General features: G+C 69.3%; 17 protein-coding genes. 9 read left to right on the top strand and 8 right to left on the bottom strand.

Translation table 11 applies throughout. The features are described 5' to 3' along the window. Positions 1 to 83 precede the first annotated feature (83 nt). Positions 84 to 1283, bottom strand: coding sequence for a class I SAM-dependent methyltransferase (locus ACWAT3_RS10175; RefSeq protein WP_460798118.1), 1200 nt, complete (start codon positions 1281 to 1283; stop codon positions 84 to 86). 181 nt (positions 1284 to 1464) lie between these two features. Between ACWAT3_RS10175 and ACWAT3_RS10170 the strand changes: the two genes are divergently transcribed. From ACWAT3_RS10170 to ACWAT3_RS10160, 3 genes are read left to right on the top strand one after another with little or no spacing between them, the layout of a single operon-like run. After that, positions 1465 to 1854, top strand: a complete 390-nt coding sequence (locus tag ACWAT3_RS10170) for a GntR family transcriptional regulator (RefSeq protein WP_460798116.1) — start codon at positions 1465 to 1467, stop codon at positions 1852 to 1854. Beyond that, positions 1851 to 2750: an ABC transporter ATP-binding protein gene (locus tag ACWAT3_RS10165; RefSeq protein WP_460798115.1), complete on the top strand. Its 900-nt coding sequence runs from the start codon at positions 1851 to 1853 to the stop codon at positions 2748 to 2750. Before ACWAT3_RS10170 ends, ACWAT3_RS10165 begins: the two co-directional genes overlap by 4 nt. Then, a complete protein-coding gene (locus ACWAT3_RS10160; protein ID WP_460798113.1) occupies positions 2750 to 3433 on the top strand; it encodes a hypothetical protein in 684 nt (227 codons plus the stop codon). The genes ACWAT3_RS10165 and ACWAT3_RS10160 overlap by 1 nt, the downstream gene beginning before the upstream one ends. Positions 3434 to 3477: 44 nt before the next feature. Here the strand turns inward: ACWAT3_RS10160 and ACWAT3_RS10155 are convergent, their stop codons facing one another. Further along, the gene (locus ACWAT3_RS10155) at positions 3478 to 4062 is read right to left on the bottom strand and encodes an ArsR/SmtB family transcription factor (protein ID WP_460798111.1); all 585 of its coding nucleotides are present in this window, start codon (positions 4060 to 4062) and stop codon (positions 3478 to 3480) included. 73 nt (positions 4063 to 4135) lie between these two features. Between ACWAT3_RS10155 and ACWAT3_RS10150 the strand changes: the two genes are divergently transcribed. Both ACWAT3_RS10150 and ACWAT3_RS10145 read left to right on the top strand, forming a co-directional pair. Then, the gene (locus tag ACWAT3_RS10150) at positions 4136 to 5506 is read left to right on the top strand and encodes an MFS transporter (RefSeq protein WP_460798110.1); all 1371 of its coding nucleotides are present in this window, start codon (positions 4136 to 4138) and stop codon (positions 5504 to 5506) included. 47 nt (positions 5507 to 5553) lie between these two features. Then, positions 5554 to 6357, top strand: a complete 804-nt coding sequence (locus ACWAT3_RS10145; protein ID WP_460798108.1) for a MerR family transcriptional regulator — start codon at positions 5554 to 5556, stop codon at positions 6355 to 6357. Positions 6358 to 6455: 98 nt separating this feature from the next. On the opposite strand, the gene ACWAT3_RS10140 is transcribed toward ACWAT3_RS10145, so the two are convergent. Then, positions 6456 to 6674, bottom strand: coding sequence for an SCO4848 family membrane protein (locus ACWAT3_RS10140; protein WP_460798106.1), 219 nt, complete (start codon positions 6672 to 6674; stop codon positions 6456 to 6458). 80 nt (positions 6675 to 6754) lie between these two features. Between ACWAT3_RS10140 and ACWAT3_RS10135 the strand changes: the two genes are divergently transcribed. The 3 genes from ACWAT3_RS10135 to ACWAT3_RS10125 are packed head-to-tail and all read left to right on the top strand — an operon-like array spanning position 6755 to position 9425. After that, entirely contained in the window at positions 6755 to 7354 is a 600-nt protein-coding gene (locus ACWAT3_RS10135) for an RNA polymerase sigma factor (RefSeq protein ID WP_460798104.1), read from the top strand. Then, positions 7351 to 7791: a hypothetical protein gene (locus ACWAT3_RS10130; protein ID WP_460798102.1), complete on the top strand. Its 441-nt coding sequence runs from the start codon at positions 7351 to 7353 to the stop codon at positions 7789 to 7791. The genes ACWAT3_RS10135 and ACWAT3_RS10130 overlap by 4 nt, the downstream gene beginning before the upstream one ends. A gap of 50 nt (positions 7792 to 7841) precedes the next feature. After that, on the top strand, positions 7842 to 9425 hold the full coding sequence (locus ACWAT3_RS10125) for a S8 family peptidase (RefSeq protein ID WP_460798100.1): 1584 nt from the start codon (positions 7842 to 7844) through the stop codon (positions 9423 to 9425). Between the two features lie 7 nt (positions 9426 to 9432). On the opposite strand, the gene ACWAT3_RS10120 is transcribed toward ACWAT3_RS10125, so the two are convergent. Genes ACWAT3_RS10120 through phnD form a run of 5 tightly spaced genes read right to left on the bottom strand, consistent with a single transcriptional unit; the run spans position 9433 to position 13366 of the window. Further along, complete coding sequence (locus ACWAT3_RS10120; protein WP_460798098.1) at positions 9433 to 10047, bottom strand: TetR/AcrR family transcriptional regulator; 615 nt, start codon at positions 10045 to 10047, stop codon at positions 9433 to 9435. Beyond that, positions 10044 to 10799 carry a tyrosine-protein phosphatase gene (locus tag ACWAT3_RS10115; protein WP_460798097.1) on the bottom strand — a complete coding sequence of 252 codons (756 nt, stop codon included), beginning with the start codon at positions 10797 to 10799 and terminating at the stop codon, positions 10044 to 10046. Before ACWAT3_RS10115 ends, ACWAT3_RS10120 begins: the two co-directional genes overlap by 4 nt. Continuing rightward, a complete protein-coding gene (gene phnE, locus ACWAT3_RS10110) occupies positions 10796 to 11635 on the bottom strand; it encodes a phosphonate ABC transporter, permease protein PhnE (RefSeq protein ID WP_460798095.1) in 840 nt (279 codons plus the stop codon). The genes ACWAT3_RS10115 and phnE overlap by 4 nt, the downstream gene beginning before the upstream one ends. Further along, complete coding sequence (locus tag ACWAT3_RS10105; protein WP_460798093.1) at positions 11619 to 12470, bottom strand: phosphonate ABC transporter ATP-binding protein; 852 nt, start codon at positions 12468 to 12470, stop codon at positions 11619 to 11621. Before ACWAT3_RS10105 ends, phnE begins: the two co-directional genes overlap by 17 nt. After that, on the bottom strand, positions 12467 to 13366 hold the full coding sequence (phnD, locus tag ACWAT3_RS10100) for a phosphate/phosphite/phosphonate ABC transporter substrate-binding protein (RefSeq protein ID WP_460798091.1): 900 nt from the start codon (positions 13364 to 13366) through the stop codon (positions 12467 to 12469). Before phnD ends, ACWAT3_RS10105 begins: the two co-directional genes overlap by 4 nt. Before the next feature lie 172 nt (positions 13367 to 13538). Here phnD and ACWAT3_RS10095 point away from each other — a divergent pair, with 172 nt between their 5' ends. Beyond that, entirely contained in the window at positions 13539 to 15962 is a 2424-nt protein-coding gene (locus ACWAT3_RS10095) for a CHAT domain-containing protein (RefSeq protein ID WP_460798089.1), read from the top strand. Positions 15963 to 16157: the final 195 nt, after the last annotated feature.

The following is a 16157-nucleotide window of genomic DNA, read 5'->3' as shown; positions in this document are numbered from 1 at the left end:
GTCAGGGCAAATCGACGGCGTGTCGGATGCCCTCGGAATCGTCGCCTGAACGGGGACTTAGGCGATGCATCCGCGTATCCGGCTCAGCGTCGGAAACTGCGCGTGACAGTGAACTTCGCGGTGCGATTCACCTGCTCGGTCGGCCCGATCAGACGGGCCAGTTCAGCCCGATACGCGAGCGTCGAGTTGTACACCGCCCAGAGCTCGCCGCCCGGTTTCAGCAGGCGCGCTGCGGCCTCGAAGAGGCGCGTCGCCGCGGCGGTGTGCACGCTCGTTCCGAGGTGGAACGGCGGGTTGAGCAGCACGATATCGGCCGAGGCATCCGGAAGCTCCGATCCTGCGTCGTCCTGCGTGACCAGGACGCGCTCGGCGAGGCCGTTCGCGGCCATGGTCGCGCGAGCGGATGCCGCGGCCGCCGCCGACCGATCCGTGGCGATCACGCGGGCATCGGGGTGGGCGAGCGCGTAGGCGGCGGCGAGCGCCCCGGTGCCGCAGCCCAGGTCGACGACGGTCTCGGCGGACGGGACGCGGCCGAGCGCCTCGAGGAGCGCACGTGTGCCGATGTCGATCCGGGCACCGGCGAACGCGCCGCCGTGCGCTGCGATGGTCAGCCCAAACTCTCCGTGCTCCTCGAACACGGGGAACGGCGGCGGCTCGGGCATGCCACGGGACTGGTCGGCGATGATCAGGCGCGACTTCCGCTCCGCGCGCTGCGGCTGCACTCGCGCGAACGAGCGACCCAGCACGTCGTTCTGCGCGAGGGTCATGTGCTTGACGCGGCCGCCGGCCACGAGGATGACATCGTCCGCGGACCATCGGGCCACGGCATCCGCGATCTCCTCGAGCTCGGCGAGCGCCTTCGGCAGCTGCAGCATGACCAGTCGAGCACCGGTCAGCAGCGCGGCATCCAGCTCGTGCGGTGCGAACGCCGTGCCGACTTCCGGATGGCCCCCGGGGCGTCCGCCCTCGATATCGTCCGACACGCCGTGAGCGTCCGGAAGTCGGCCCACACCGAGAGCGGCGGCGTTGTTACGCAGCGCCCGCCGCCCGGTGGCGAGGTCCTGATGCACGCGGATTCCCCCGAATCCGTCATCGGCAAGGGCAAGCGTGATCGCGCCGTACGCGTCGCCGATCACGGCGATGTCGGCACCGGTCAGTCCGCGCTCAGCGGCGAGGGCGATCCCCCGCTCGACAAGCAGCACATCGGTCGCATCGTGCGCCTGCAGGTTCGGCGCTTCGACGTCGGGGAAGCGCCGCAGGCGCTCGTACGGGAACTCGGACACCACCCCACCCTAGGCGCCCGGTTCGCGCGCCCCGTCGGCACCGGCATCCGATTCGGCGAGCCGGTCGTCCGCGAACTGCTGTTCCACACCCGGGGTCGCCATTCCTGACGTCCCTTGACACGTGGCCAGGTTTCATGGTTACCTAGTCAAGTAACTAACCCACCAACCACCCGGAGGCATCGTGATCGAAGAAGGCAAAGCGCTCTTCCTGCAGATCGCCGAGCAGATCGAGGACTCGATCGTCGACGGTTCGCTGGCGGAGGAGTCCAAGGCTCCGTCGACCAACGAACTCGCCGCCTTCTACCGGATCAACCCCGCCACCGCAGCCAAGGGAGTCGCCATGCTCACCGATAAGGGAGTGCTGTACAAGCAACGCGGCATCGGCATGTTCGTCACCGCCGGCGCCCGCAACCTGCTCCTCGGCGAGCGCCGCTCCGCGTTCGCCGACCGCTACATCGATCCCCTCCTCGCCGAAGCCAGGACCCTCGGTCTCGGCGCAGAGGACCTCGCCGCACTGCTGCGCGAACGCGCGGCAGCATCCACCACCACAGAAGGGAAGAACCCCGCATGACCGCCGTCATCGAGGTGCAGAACCTCTCCAAGCGCTACAAGGACAAGCGCGCGCTCGACAACGTGTCGCTGTCGGTCGAAGGCGGTGCCATCTACGGCCTGCTCGGCCGCAACGGCGCAGGCAAGACCACGCTGATGTCCATCCTCACGGCGCAGAACTTCGAGTCCTCCGGCACCGTCAAGGTCTTCGGCGAGCACCCGTACGAGAACGCGCATGTGCTCGGTCGGATCTGCTTCGTACGCGAGAGCCAGAAGTATCCGGACGACGCCTATCCGAAGCACGCGTTCAAGGCTGCCAGCCTGTTCTTCCAGAACTGGGACCAGGAACTCGCCGACGAACTGATCGCCGAGTTCCAGCTGCCCATGAAGACGACGATCAAGAAGCTCTCCCGCGGGCAGCTCTCGGCTGTCGGCGTGATCATCGGGCTGGCCTCCCGCGCCGAGATCACCTTCTTCGACGAGCCGTATCTGGGACTGGATGCCGTGGCCAGGCAGATCTTCTACGACCGCCTGGTCGAGGACTACGCCGAGCACCCGCGGACGATCATCCTCTCCTCGCATCTCATCGACGAGGTCTCCAACCTCATCGAGAAGGTCATCGTCATCGACAACGGTCAGATCCTGCTGAATGAGGACACGGATGCCGTGCGCGACCGCGCGGTCACCGTCATCGGCGATGCCGAGAAGGTGGACGCCTGGGCCGTCGGACGCGAGATCCTGCACCGCGAGGCGCTCGGCCGGGTCGCCTCGGTGACCGTGCTCGGCGCACTCACCGACGACGAACGCGCCGGCATCGCGGCATCCGGTCTGGATCTGGCACCGGTGTCACTGCAGCAGCTCGTCGTCCGACTCACCCAGAAAGCCGGCACCGCATCGACCACGGAGGAGGTCCGCTGATGCGCACGCTCAACGTCATCCGACTGCAGCTGATCAACAAGGGGACCTTCATCTGGTACCCGCTCATGATCCTCGGCGCCGCCGTCGTCATCTCGGTGCTCATCTACGCGATGATCCCCGTCGATGAGCCCAAGTACGGCGGTGGCGGCCAGGCGCCACTGTGGTACTTCTTCGCGATCGGGATGTCGGCGATGACCCTCACCTTCCCGTTCTCGCAGGCCATGAGCATCACCCGGCGGGAGTTCTTCCTCGGCACACTGCTCACCGCGATCCTCGGCAGCGCGCTGATGGGGGTGCTGTTCCTGATCGGCGGCGGCATCGAGCTGCTCACCAACGGGTACGGCGTGAACGGGTACGTCTTCTATCTGCCGTGGCTGTGGGAGGCAGGGCCGCTCGGAGCCTTCGTGGTCTACTTCACCCTCGCGCTGTTCTTCTTCCTGATCGGCTTCACCGGGGCGACGATCTACAAGAGCTGGGGTCAGATGGTCCTGATCATCGCGAGCTTCGCGATCGCCCTCGTGCTCCTCGGGCTGATCTTCATCGCCACGCGGTTCGAGCTCTGGGGTCACGTCTGGGTCGGGATCCTCGACCTCGGGGCGATGGGACTTGCGCTCTGGGGCCTCGTCGCCGTGGCGGTGCTCTCGGTGATCTCGTTCCTCGCTTTCCGGAGGACGATTCCGTAAGCGCACGGTCGGATCTGAGGGTCGGATGCCGCGGCATCCGACCCTCAGATCGTGTCGTCAGCGGCGACGATGTCGATCTGCCAGACGCGCGCGTGGGCGGCGCCCTTGTCGCGCGTGCGCTCCGCGTCGATGATGGCGGCGTTGAGCTTGTCCATCAGCGCCGTGTACTCGACCTCGGTCAGACTCAGATTGCTCACGCTCAGGGTCCCGTGATCGGCCGGATCCTGTGCAGCGAGCGAGGTCGAGTGCGTCACGAGGCGATGCACCATCTCGAGGTGATCCTCGGCGAGGGCGGCGATCACAGCGTCGCTCAACGCCATATCGTCGGGGTCCGTCGTCGAGGCCCTGACGCGCAACGAGTCCTTGATCGGCGTCCACACGCGATCGCGTCCGTCCCTGGCCTGTTCCGGCGCCTCGACGATGAGCCCGGCATCCGCCATCACCCGCAGGTGGAAGCTGATCTTGTTCGCCGGCTCCCCGAGATCCTCGGCGATGTCGGCGGCACGCACGAACTCGCGCTTGGCGAGCACGCGCATGATCCGCCGACGCAGCGGGTTGGCGAACACCTTGAGCATCGCCGTCGTCATCGTCCGCTCGGCGATCTCGCCGCCATCCGTCGACTCAGCCATGTCGGAAGTCTATCCAGCCTTATTTGCGCGATTTTACTTGCGCAAATAAACCTGCGAATCTATCGTGGGGGTCATGACCACGACAGAAGTGAAGCCCGCCGGACTCTGGAGCAACGCGCGGTACGTGCTCTGGCTCATCAGCGACACCGGCAAGGGCCTGGCGGCGTCGCTCGCGGGTTTCGCGATCCCGCTCATCGCTCTCGCCGTGACGAACGATCCGGCCCAGGCGGGCACCATCGCCGGCGTCGGCATGGTCGTGCGGCTCGTCACCACGCTGTACGGCGGCGTCCTCGCCGACAGACACGGCCGCCTCGCACTGATGCTGCTCGGCGCCGGCATCGCCACGATCCTCGCGGCGGGTTTCACGCTGCTGGCCGTCGCCGACGCGCTGACCTTCACCACGATCCTGATCATCGAAGTGCTGATGATGATCCACGCGGGGCTGTTCGATCCCGCCGGCGAAAGCGCGCTGAAGGAGATCGTCCCTGACGAGACGATGGGTCGGGCGCAGGCGGCGAACCAGGGGCGGGATGCCGCGCTGCGCCTGGCCGGCGGGCCGCTCGGCGGTCTGCTGCTCGGTGTCGGAGCGTGGCTCGTCGGCGCCGCGATGACGCTCGCGTACGTCGTCTCCGGTGCCACGGCATGGGTGCTGCGGCGCTCCGTCCGCCGCGAGGGCGTTGCCGATGCGTCGGCGGATGTCGCGGCATCCGTTGGCGTCTCGGAGAACCGGGACGAGATGTCCGCCGGACGCCGCGTCGCAGGCCGAGGCGCCGACGCAGATGCCGATGTTCCCGCTTCTCCGAACGCCTGGCACGAGATCCGCGACGGGTTCGCCTGGTTGTTCTCGCGCCCCGACCTGCGCGGCGTGCTGCTGCTCACGACGATCATCAACCTCGGCTTCAACGCCGCCATCACCACGGTCGTATACGGACTGCAGCAGTCCGGCTACTCCGAGCTCACGATCGGATCGCTGTCGGCGGGACTCGGCGCGGTCATGCTCCTCGGCGCGCTGGTCGCCCCCGCGCTCGTCCCCCGCGTCAAGGCCGGCACGCTGACGATCACCGGCCTGATCGCAGCCACCGTGGGCGCTGCGGCGGTCTCGGTGATCGAGAACCCGTGGTGGATCACGGCAGTGCTCGGCGCGGCGGTCTTCCTGCTGCCCGCGTTGAACGCCTCGATGATGGGCTACTTCATGGTGGCCACGCCCACCGAACTGCTGGGCAGAGCGAACAGCGCCGCCGGAGTCCTCGGGATGGGCGCCATGCCGCTCGCGCCCCTCATCGCCGGCTTCGGCCTCACGCTCGTCGGGCGGCAGAACACGATCCTGTTCGCCGCCGCTCTCTGCGCGGTGTCGGTCGTCCTGGCCGTCGCGAACCGGGGTCTGCACGCGCTCCCCGCCGAGGCGGGCTGGGCCGCGCACGCGAAGCAGTTCGAGATGCGCTGACCTGGGATGCTTGACTCTGACACCGTGTGAGGCGGGAGAACAGAAGCATGTTGTCCATCGGAGCGTTCGCGCAGATCGGCCAGGTGTCCCACCGCCAGTTGCGGCACTGGGATACCGCCGGGCTGCTCGTACCCGCCCACGTGGACGAGTTCAGCGGCTACCGCTCGTACGATCCGTCACAGCTCGACAGGCTGCATCGGATCGTGGCGCTGCGCCAGCTCGGGTTCGGTCTCGACGATATCGCCCTGATCCTCGAACAGGGAGTGGATGCCGAGCGCATCGGCGCCCTGCTGCGGATCCGCCGGGCCGAGGTCGAGCAGGAGCACCGGCTGGCGGCAGCACGACTCGTCGACGTGGAACGGCGGCTCCACCTCATCGAAAGCGAGAACCAGATGTCCATCATCGAGATCATCGAGAAACCCCTCCCCGCCGTCCGCCTGGCGGCTCGTCGCGCGACCGTCGCATCGCAGTCCGAGGTTGCCGGCGCGGTCGGCCCCGCCTTCGACGCGGTCGCCGACATCATCGGCGACGAGAAGGGATCGCTGACCACGCCGATCGCCCAGTACTCGGCAACGGAGGAGGGCACGGAGGTCACCGCCGGCTACGCGTACGCCGGTTCGGCACGCGACGGGTTCGAACTCGTCGACCTTCCGGCATCCGACCTGGCGATTTGCGGCATCCACCTGGGGTCCATGGATCGGATCGCCGTGAGCTGGCAACAGATCCACACCGAGATCGTCGCGCGCGGCTTCGTGCCGTCCGGACCGTGTCGGGAGCTGTACGTCCGCGCGGTCTCGGACGATCAGTCCGACTGGGTCACCGAGCTGCAGCAGCCCGTCGCCCGTGCCTGACACGCGGTCACGCCGCGAGCTCGGGGGAAAGAGAAACGCCGGTTCTCCCGGCCGGAAGGCGGCATTCTCCTTCCAGACCGGCACCGCGCACCGCCCGGCTACAGCGCCCCCGCCAACGCCGCCACCCCGGCGATCGCCGACACGAGAGCGAGCACCAGGGCGATCGTGATGAGCACCACGTGCACCTTGAAGAACGCAGTCGGCCTGCCCTCGGCATCCCTCGCGCGGGGATCCTGCACGACCCGCTTGTAGAAGCGGGGCCACACGATCACGTTGAAGGCGGCGTTCAGGAACAGGAGTATCGCGAGGGGAATCACCCCTTTACGGTATCCGGACGCCGTCCATGTATCAGAAAGCTCTTGCCCTGCTCCTGGTAGGTGTGAGCACAATGAGCATCATGACCGACGCCTCCCCCGAAGGCGCCGTCAGCGATGGCACCGCGCGCTGGGAACGCGCGGCAGCCCTCTTCGCTGACTGGCGTGCCGGCGACGCGCGCGCCATGGACGAGCTGGTGCGTCTGATGACGCCCGTGCTCTGGCATGTCGTGCGCGCGTACGGACTCGAACGCACGCTCGCCGAGGACGTCGTCCAGACCACGTGGCTCGCCCTCGTGCGCAGTCACGAATCGGTTGCGGATCCGCAGGCGATCTCCGGCTGGCTGACCGTCACGGCCCGCCGTGAGGCCTGGCGGGTCGCGAAGCAGCACCGGCTCGCGACGGCGACGGCCGATGAGGTGCTCGATCCGATGCTTCCGCACGAGCAGTCCACCGAGGATCGCATCTCCGATGCCGATGAGGCCGCCCGCCTGTGGACCGCCCTCGCCACGCTCACCGACCGCTGTCAGCGTCTGCTGCGCGTGGTGGCGTTCGACGACCGGCCGGACTACGCGAAGATCGCCGCCGACCTCGACATGCCGATCGGAAGCATCGGCCCGACGCGGCAACGGTGCCTGACCAAACTGCGCACCGCGCTGACGGATGCCGGGGGTGCGCGATGAGCGACGACGACCTGTTCGCCGCCCTCAGGGCAGCCGCTGACCTCCATGACCCGATGCCGGCGGATCTCGCCGACCGCATGGTCGCGGTGGTCGCGGTCGCCGACCTCTCCCGCGAGTACGCGCTGCTCACACTGATGGAGGGCATCGAGTCGCCGGTCAGAGGCGATGCCGAGACCACGACGATGCAGTTCAGCGACGGCTCGGCCACGGTGCTGCTGCATGTCAGCCGCGCCGAGAACGGGCGGCGTCGCATCGACGGGTGGATCGACACCGATGCCTCGGAGGTGCGCCTGTCTCAGGGCGAACGCACCTGGACCACGCAGCCGGCCGACCACGGCCGGTTCGCATTCGAGGATGTGCCGCCGGGGCTCTGCCGCGTGCAGGCGGTCACGGCAGGGGACGCCAAGGATCTGCTCACGCCTCAGTTCGAGGTGTGAGCTCCACGGGGGAATGAACGCGGCGGCTGTGCCGCCGGGAGGGGACACGCATGGATCAGCCGAGGAACTGGAGCTGGCAGGACAGAGCCGAGGGGTCGATCCCTCGAGGCACCGCGCTCGATCCGAGCATCGATCCCGTCGACGGGATCCGCGCCTACCCCACGGCCTATCTGCCGACGCGGATGCTGATCGCCGAGCGACTCGAGGAGGATCAGGGCGCCTATGACCGCGACCTGAAGATCCTCACCGACGCCGCCCGCTCCTTCGGCTGGCGGCTGAACCTCGAGGAGGCCGATCTGGTGCGCACGGGTCTGCGCACGGACAGCCTTCCCGGAGTCCCTGGGCTCCGTCGGGCGCACCTGACGACACCCGACGAGCTGGAGGGCAGCGAATCACCGATCGCCCCGGATGCCTGGCGGGTGCTGCAGCGCGCTCGCAAGATCAGCGGCGGCCCGATGCCGCGGGCGAGCCTGGAGCACGTGCTGTCGATCGACCCGGTCGGGCTCAACCCGTTCACCCGTTCCAACCCGTTCACCCGATCCAACCCGTTCACTCGGTCCAACCCCGTCCGCGGGGCAGGATCCGTGGGCACGGACGACTATCTGGAGCCCGGCCGCGGCGGACGCCAGCCGATCGCCTGGATCGGTCCGGAGCCGGCCCGCGGGCCTCACCCGAAGAAGGGCGGTCGTCGCGCGGTGATCGCGGTCCTGGACACCGGCTGCGGCATTCACGCCTGGCTCCCCGACACGATCGTGACCCGGGGCCTCACCCTGGACGGCGTGCCGATCGGACTCATCGGGGACGATGATCCCGAGCGCTACCCCGACCTGTACGGCCAGCTCGACGGTGAGATCGATGCCGTCGCGGGCCACGGCACGTTCATCGCCGGCATCCTGCGGCAGACCGCGCCGGATGCCGATCTCGTGTCGATCCGGGTGGCCGGTTCCCTCGGCGTCGTCGATGAGAGCACGTTCCTCTCCTCGCTCGCCGCTGTGATCGAGCTGCACCGGAGGTGGGTCTCCGGCGAGGCGGACGGCCACCCGATCGACGTCCTCAATCTCTCGCTGGGGTACTACCACGAGACACCGACCGACGGCCGCTTCTCCCTGACGCTGTACGAGCTGCTGCGCACGGCGAGGGAGGCCGGAATGGTCGTCGTCTGCTCCGCGGGCAACGACGCCGTCGATCGCCCTGCCTTCCCGGCGTCCCTCTGGGCCTGGCCGGGAGCGGACAACGGGTTGCAGCGCGACAAGGGCGTGCCGCACGTCTCGGTCGGTGCGTTGAATCCGTCGCTTCGGTCGCTGGCCCTGTTCTCGAACGTCGGCCCGTGGGTGCGCACGTACGCCCCCGGTGCCGCGGTCGTCTCCACGACGCCCGCGTTCACGGGCGGAGCGCAGGCGGCCACGAGGGCCGATCTCGACGGCTTCGACCGGCAGACGGTCGATCCGGACGACTACCGCGGCGGGTTCGCGGCGTGGAGCGGCACGTCGTTCGCCGCCCCGTACGTGGCCGGCCGGATCGCGGCAGCGCTCGCCCCGTCGCTCAACGCCTCGACGAAGGTGCCGACGTCCGGAGTGAAGGCAGCGGTGGATGCCGTGCTGGCGGTCCTCCCCCCGGACGCGCCGATGTCCTGATCGGGCGTCACGCCTGCATGCCGCGCCAGACCACGTCGAACGCGGTGTGCAGGCGCTCGCGCGTGCCGGGGGCGTCCATGCCGTCGCCGCGCACGACGATCTGGTAGTACGCCGCACCGGCGATCGCATCGAAGCACGCTGCGACATCGAGGTCCGCGCGCAGGATGCCGCGCTCGATGCCCGCACGGAACGCGTTCTCCACTGGTACGCGGCGACGCGAGACGTGCGATTCCCAGTACGCCTTCTGCAGCGCGCGATCTCCCATCACGAGCCGGATCCGCTGACGGAACCGCACCTCGGAGTAACCGGCAGCGGTGACGGAGGTCGGGGCTCCCAGCAGAGCCGTGAACACCGCCTCACGGAGGTCGCCGTCGGTGGGGACGGCCGGCGGCACGGTGCGGCCCACGTCCAGCGCTGCGGCGATGAGAGCCGTCAGCGACGGCCAGCGCCGGTAAAGCGCCGCGCGGCTCACCCCGCTGCGCGCGACCACGCGCGAGACCGTCACCTCGTCCTCAGCGTCGATGAGCGCGAGCGTCGCAGCGATGACCTGGACGTCGATGTCCTCATCGCGCGGACGGCCGGGGCCGCGGCGAACCGCAGTCCCGGCATCCGTCGTCGTCATGCGACCAGCGCCCGCTCGCGCAGCCTCGCCACAGTGTCGTCGCTCAGCCCTGCGGCCCGCAGGGGAGCCAGGGCGTCTCCGTGCCGTTCGCGCAGCGCCGCGAGCAGCGCCCGCATCGACACCGCCATGGAGCCCTCCAGCAGCGCGGTCGATGCCTTCAGCGCGTCCACATCGTGGCCGAGCGCCTTCCACATGTGCCCCATCACGGGTGCGGTGCGCGTCATGATCGCGACCATGTTGTCTCCCGTGCGGGAGTAGTCCGCGACGATGTCGTCGTCGCCGGCACCGAGTGCGAGCAGCAGCATCGCGGCGAGGACGCCGGTGCGATCGCGGCCGGCAGCGCAGTGGAACGCCGCGGCACCCGGGGTGTAGGCGATGACGTTCAGCGCGACGACGAGCTGCGGCGCGGCATCCTCGACCATGCGCAGATACATCCGCCCCATGCCCTCGTGGCTGAAGTCCTCCTCGTCATGCGACTGCGAGACATCCGCGATGAGTGGCAGGTGGTGGTACGCGATCGGGTGCGCGCCGAGCGGACCGCGGCCGGTGACCTCGACCTCGAGCGGCGAGCGGAGGTCGATGATCGCGGTGAGGCCGTTCGCGACGAGCTCCGTGGCCACCTCGGGCGTGACGTAGGCGAGGTCGTCCGTGCGGATCGCGACGCCTTCGCGCAGCACGCCGCCGTCGATGGCGATGCCTCCGAGGTCGCGCAGGTTCACCGGAGCGCTCAGGGTGAGTTCGATGGTGGTCATGTGATTCTCCTTCGGATGAGGGCGCTGCCCTGGTCGATCGCCGTGACGAGCACGACGATGCAGATGATGATGGCGCTGAGGTGTCCGTAGTCGTACATCCGCATCGCCGTGGTGAGCTCGAGGCCGATGCCGCCGGCGCCGACGAGCCCGAGGATCGTCGCGCCTCGGACATTCCCCTCGAACAGCAGCAGCGTGTAGGACACCAGCAGAGGTGCGGCCTGCGGCAGGATGCCGTACTGGATGATCTGCCGCTTCGATGCGCCGACCGCCTGCATCGCCACGATGGGGCCGTCGTCGACCGATTCCATGGCCTCGGCGAAGATCTTGCCGATCGAGCCGAGCGAGCCGAGGGTCATGGCGAGGATGCCGGCGAACGGCCCGAGACCGACAGCCGAGACGAACATGAGCGCGAACACGAGGTCCGGCACCGAGCGGATGATGTTCATCGCCCAGCGCGAGGGGTAGTACAGCCATTTGGGCGCGATGTTCGACGAGGCGCCGAACGCGACGACCAGCGACAGCACGGCACCCAGAACGGTGGCGATGATCGCCATCTGCAGCGTCTCGACCAGTAGCGCGAGGATCGTTCCGATGTCGGAGAAGTCCGGCGGGAACAGCCGCGACATGAACTCGGCCATGTTGACGGTGCCGTCGGCGAGTGCGGCGAAGTCGAACCCGACGCCGCTCGCCGACCACAGCAGGATGCCGATGGCCACCGGGATGCCGATCAGGAACCGCGTCCGCGGGATCCGGAACGCGCGCTCCAGGCGATCGCGCTCGGCTTCGGACAGCTGCGGCGCCTCGCGCCGCGCACGGGGCTCAGTGTTCGTCGTCATCGTCTTCCTCCTCGTCGTAGAGCACGGACAGCGCGTCGGCATCCAGGTCAGCGGTCGCACCGGAGACAAGCATCTCGCCGTGCCTAAGGCCGACGATGCGGTCGCTGTGCTCGAGCGCGAGCGGCAGCACGTGCAGGCTGACCAGCACCGGGATGCCATCCTCGGTGGCGATCTCGCGCAGCAGGCGCAGCACGGATCCGGCGAGCTTGGGATCGAGCGACGCCACCGGCTCGTCCGCGAGGATCACCCGCGGCTGCTGCATGAGCGCCCTGGCGATTGCGACGCGCTGCTGCTGACCGCCGGAGAGCGAACGCGCGGGCTCGGTGGCCTTGTGCGCGATGCCGACCCTGTCGAGCAGTTCGAGCGCCCTCGTGCGCTGCGCCGTGGAGAATCCGCCCACGAGGTTGATCGCACCGGCGCCATGCAGGCCGCCGGTGAGCACGTTCGTGAGCACGCTGAGCCGCGGGATGAGGTTGAACTGCTGGAACACCTGGCCGACCTCGCTGCGCAGGGTCCGCAGTTCGCCGCGGGCGAGGTTCGTGACGTCGTGGCCGGCGACCCGGACGGATCCGCCCGAGATCGGCGCGAATCCGGTCAGGCTCTTCATGAGCGTCGATTTGCCGGAGCCCGAGGCGCCGAGCAGGGCGACGGTCTCGCCGGGGAAGAGGTCGAGGTCGACGCCGTCGAGCACCGGCTTGGCGTTCTTCTCATACGACACCCGCAGATCCCGCACGGTCACGAGCGGCAGCGCCTGCCGCAGTTCGGCCGCCGTCACCGGAACGCCGGTCGGACGGGGCGCGGACGCCGCGGCATCCGTCGTCGTCACCGTCCTCATTCCAGGTCCTCGAGTTCGACGCCCGCGACCGAGGCGATCTCGGCGAAGGAGGAGAAGATGCTGGGGTCCGGTGCGATCTCGACCTCGAGGCCGATGAAGGAGCTGTAGGCGGCGAGCGCTTCGGCGTTCTCCTCGGAGAAGGCCTTCGGCAGGGCCTCTTCCAGCTGCGTGCGCGTCTCGTCGTCCAGCGACTGGCGGGCGAGGACCGTGCCCATCACGTCCATGGCCGGACTCTCGCCGACGCCGCGCCACTCGCCATCCGCGAACGGGAACATCGGTGCGCCCAGCTCGGTCAGCATGATCGCCGTGCACGCGGCATCCACCTGGCCCTGTTCGAGGGCTGCGAAACTGCCCTCGTGCCCGCCGGCGAAGATCGCCTCGTAGTCCTCGCCCTGCTCGAGACCCGCCTCGTGCAGCATGTAGACGGGCATGAAGTAGCCGGAGCTGGACGCCTGGTCGGCGAAGGCGACGGTCTTGCCCTCGAGGTCCTCGAGCGTCTGGATCGGGGAGTCCTCCAGCACGACGCACGTGGAGACCGGGTCGTCCGAGCCTTTCCACGCGAGAAGCGCATCGACCTCGCCGGTGTTGACCGCGAGCGCGGACGGGAAGCCGCTCATGATTCCGATGTCGACGTGGTCGTTGCGGATCGCCTCGACGACGCTGAGGTAATCGGGCACGTCCGTGACCTCGACCTCGCGGCCGGTCTCCGCCTCGAGCAGCTCGACGAGAGCCTCGATGGGGTTCTCCTGGGTCGGGTCGTCGGATGCGGGCAGGGTGGCGATCGTGATGGGCGCGTCAGCCGCGTCGGCGGCGTCCGCCTCCGGGGACTGGCAGCCGGTCAGGGCGAGGGCGGCAATACCGAGCATGCCCACCGCAGGGAGGGTGTAACGGCGCATGGCGGAACCTTTCGAATGGGGGGGAATTGCGAGAACACCTGTATTCGAACTCGTGGAGGTGTCCGGGAATTACGAGACCGCCGTACTTGTAACGAAACGTCGGGTGAACGATCGGTGACGGCGACGACGTCATGCGCTCGCGAGGGCGCCGGGAACACGGCATCCTGGACGGATGGGGAATTCGGGCCGGGAGCTCTGGGAGCGGGGACGCGAAGCGCTCGACGCGCAGCGCTTCGCTCAGGCGCGCCGTCTGCTCACGCGCGCTGCCGCCGCACCGGACGCCGATGCCGATCTGCGAGCTCGCATCGCCGGCAGCATGTCGTACGCGCTCGCGCAGAGCGGCGATCCGACGGGGGGCGAAGCGCTCGTGCGGGAGGCTCTCACGAGCAACGGCATCAGTCCGGAGACGACAGCCATCCTCGCCGGTCAGCTCGGGCTGATCTGCACCAGGGCCGGGCGGCTCGATGAGGCCGAGACCCTGTTGACCCGCGCGGTGGACGGGCTCTCGGGTGTCGCGCTGGCGAACTGTCTGATGAACCGCTCGCTCGTGCACATGCAGCGGCGTGCGCTCGAAAGCTGCACCGCCGACCTCGAACGGGCCGCGGAGATCTACGAATCGGCCGGGGATGCCGCCGCCGAAGCCGAAGCCCGGCACAATCTCGGCTATGCCGCGCTGCTGGCGGGCGATCTGCTCGCTGCCCTCGATCTGATGGCGCGCTCGCGCCCGGTGATCGCGGCCGAGTCCGATGTCAGCGCGGCCATGAGCGATCTCGACCGCGCCGAGGTGCTGCGCGACGCAGGCCTCGTGGACGAAGCCGAGCATCTGCTCGAGTCCGTGGCCGTGATCTTCGGCGCGGCGAAGATGCGTCAGGCCAGGGCAGAGGCGGAGTTCCACCTCGCCCGATCGCTGCTGCAGCACGATCCGGAACGGGCAGCGAAAGTCGCCGGGACCGCGGCGCGTCGCTTCGGCGCGCAGGGCAGCGACAGCTGGGCCGCACGCAGCACAGCGGTCCGACTCGATGCGCTGCTGGCCTCAGGGTCACCGCCGCGCGATGAGGAGTTCGCCGCCGCCGCCGCCGCACTGACAGAGGCGGGTTTTCCCACCGAGGCCACCGCCGTACGGTTGAGCGCTGCCGTGGCGGCGGCCAGAAGCGGCCGCGCGCCGGAACCCCTGCCGCGGATGCCTCGTCACGCCCCGACCCCGCTGAGGCTGCGCGCCGCCGAAGCGCGCGCCGCCCGATCTCGCGGTGCCGCGTCGCGCCGGCACGTCGCCGACGGGCTCGACCTGCTCACGGACTGGCAGCGCTCGTTCGGCGCGCTCGACCTGCAGGCGTCCGTCGCGATGCACGGCACGCAGCTCATCTTCCAGGGGCTGCGCTCTGCGGCCGCGAGCGGTGATCCAGGCATCCTGTTCGACTGGTCGGAACGAGCCAGGCATCTCAGCCAGCAGGTCGTCCCCGTCCGCCCGCCGCACGACCCGACCCTGGCATCCGATCTGGCAGAACTGCGGATGCTGCGCGCCGAGCTGACCGGAAGCGAATGGACGACGCACCCTCAGGTGCGCGCGCTGCGCGACCGGGTCCGCGAACGGCAGTGGACGGCCACCGGCGCCGGCGACGCGCGTCGCCGCGTCGGGGTCGACGAGGTGCGGGCTGTCCTCGACGCCGGCACCGCCGTGCTGTCCTACGTCTTCACCGGAGACGAGCTGGTGTGCGTGATCACCACGGTGAGCGATGCCCGCATCGTCCGGCTGCGTTGGGCAGACGTGGAGCGGGCGACCCGGGGTCTGCGCGCCGACCTCGACGTCGCCGCGGCGGTGCGCTCCGGGCCGATGGCGGCGATCGTCAGCGGGGCGCTGGACGAGCGGATGCGTGTGCTCGGCGACGCCCTGCTCGCACCGGTGCTCGCGGTGGCAGGCGATGCGTCCCGCCTCATCCTCACCGTCCCCGGCGCGCTCGGCGGCATCCCCTGGGGGATGCTCCCGCAGGTGGCGGGGATCCCCTTCGTGCTCGCCCCCTCCGTGTCGCGCTGGTTCGAGGATCGTGGCGCCGCACGGAACGCGCGATCGGCCGGATTCGCCGCCGGCCCGCGCGTCCCGCGCGCGGCCGAGGAGACGCACGCCGCGGCGTCCGCCTGGCGGGACGCCACCGTGCTCATCGGATCGGATGCGCGGGTGGATGCCGTGACGGCGCTCGCCGACCGGGTCGACGTCCTGCACATCGCCGCCCACGGCAGACACACCGTGGACAATCCGCTGTTCGCCGGGTTCGAGCTCGTCGACGGAACCCTGTTCGGGTACGACGTGGACCTGATCCCCCGCGTTCCGGACACCGTCGTGCTGTCCGCGTGCGAGCTCGGCCGCTCGTCCGTGCGCTGGGGCGAGGAGGCGCTCGGGATGACACGGGTGTGGCTGCACGCCGGCACCCGCGCGGTGATCGCCGCCCCGACCGTGGTCGCGGACGACGTGGCGAGCGAACTGCTCGCCACCGTGCACACCGGTCTCAGCGCGGGTCACGATCCCGCGGTGGCGCTCGCCGCGGCATCCGATGCGACCGGCCTGCGGACGCCGTTCCAAGTGCACGGAACGGCCCTCTGAGAGCCGCCGTCTCACCGGGCGAGAAGTCGCCGGAAGAATTTCTCGATTCGATGTATCAGATCCGGTGGATGCCGCTCTTGATGTTCAGACGATGTCACGCGGAAGCGCCAAAGGGGGAGGCGCGAGGGAGGTCGCGGGGATCTTCGATACTGGGGAGTTGCGCGCTGGGGAGCGCAGAGGATCGACATCGACTGC

The organism is Microbacterium sp. GXF0217 (genome assembly GCF_054798195.1).
The sequence above is the reverse complement of the archived record's forward strand: the minus strand, read 5'-3'. Positions and strand labels throughout refer to the sequence as shown.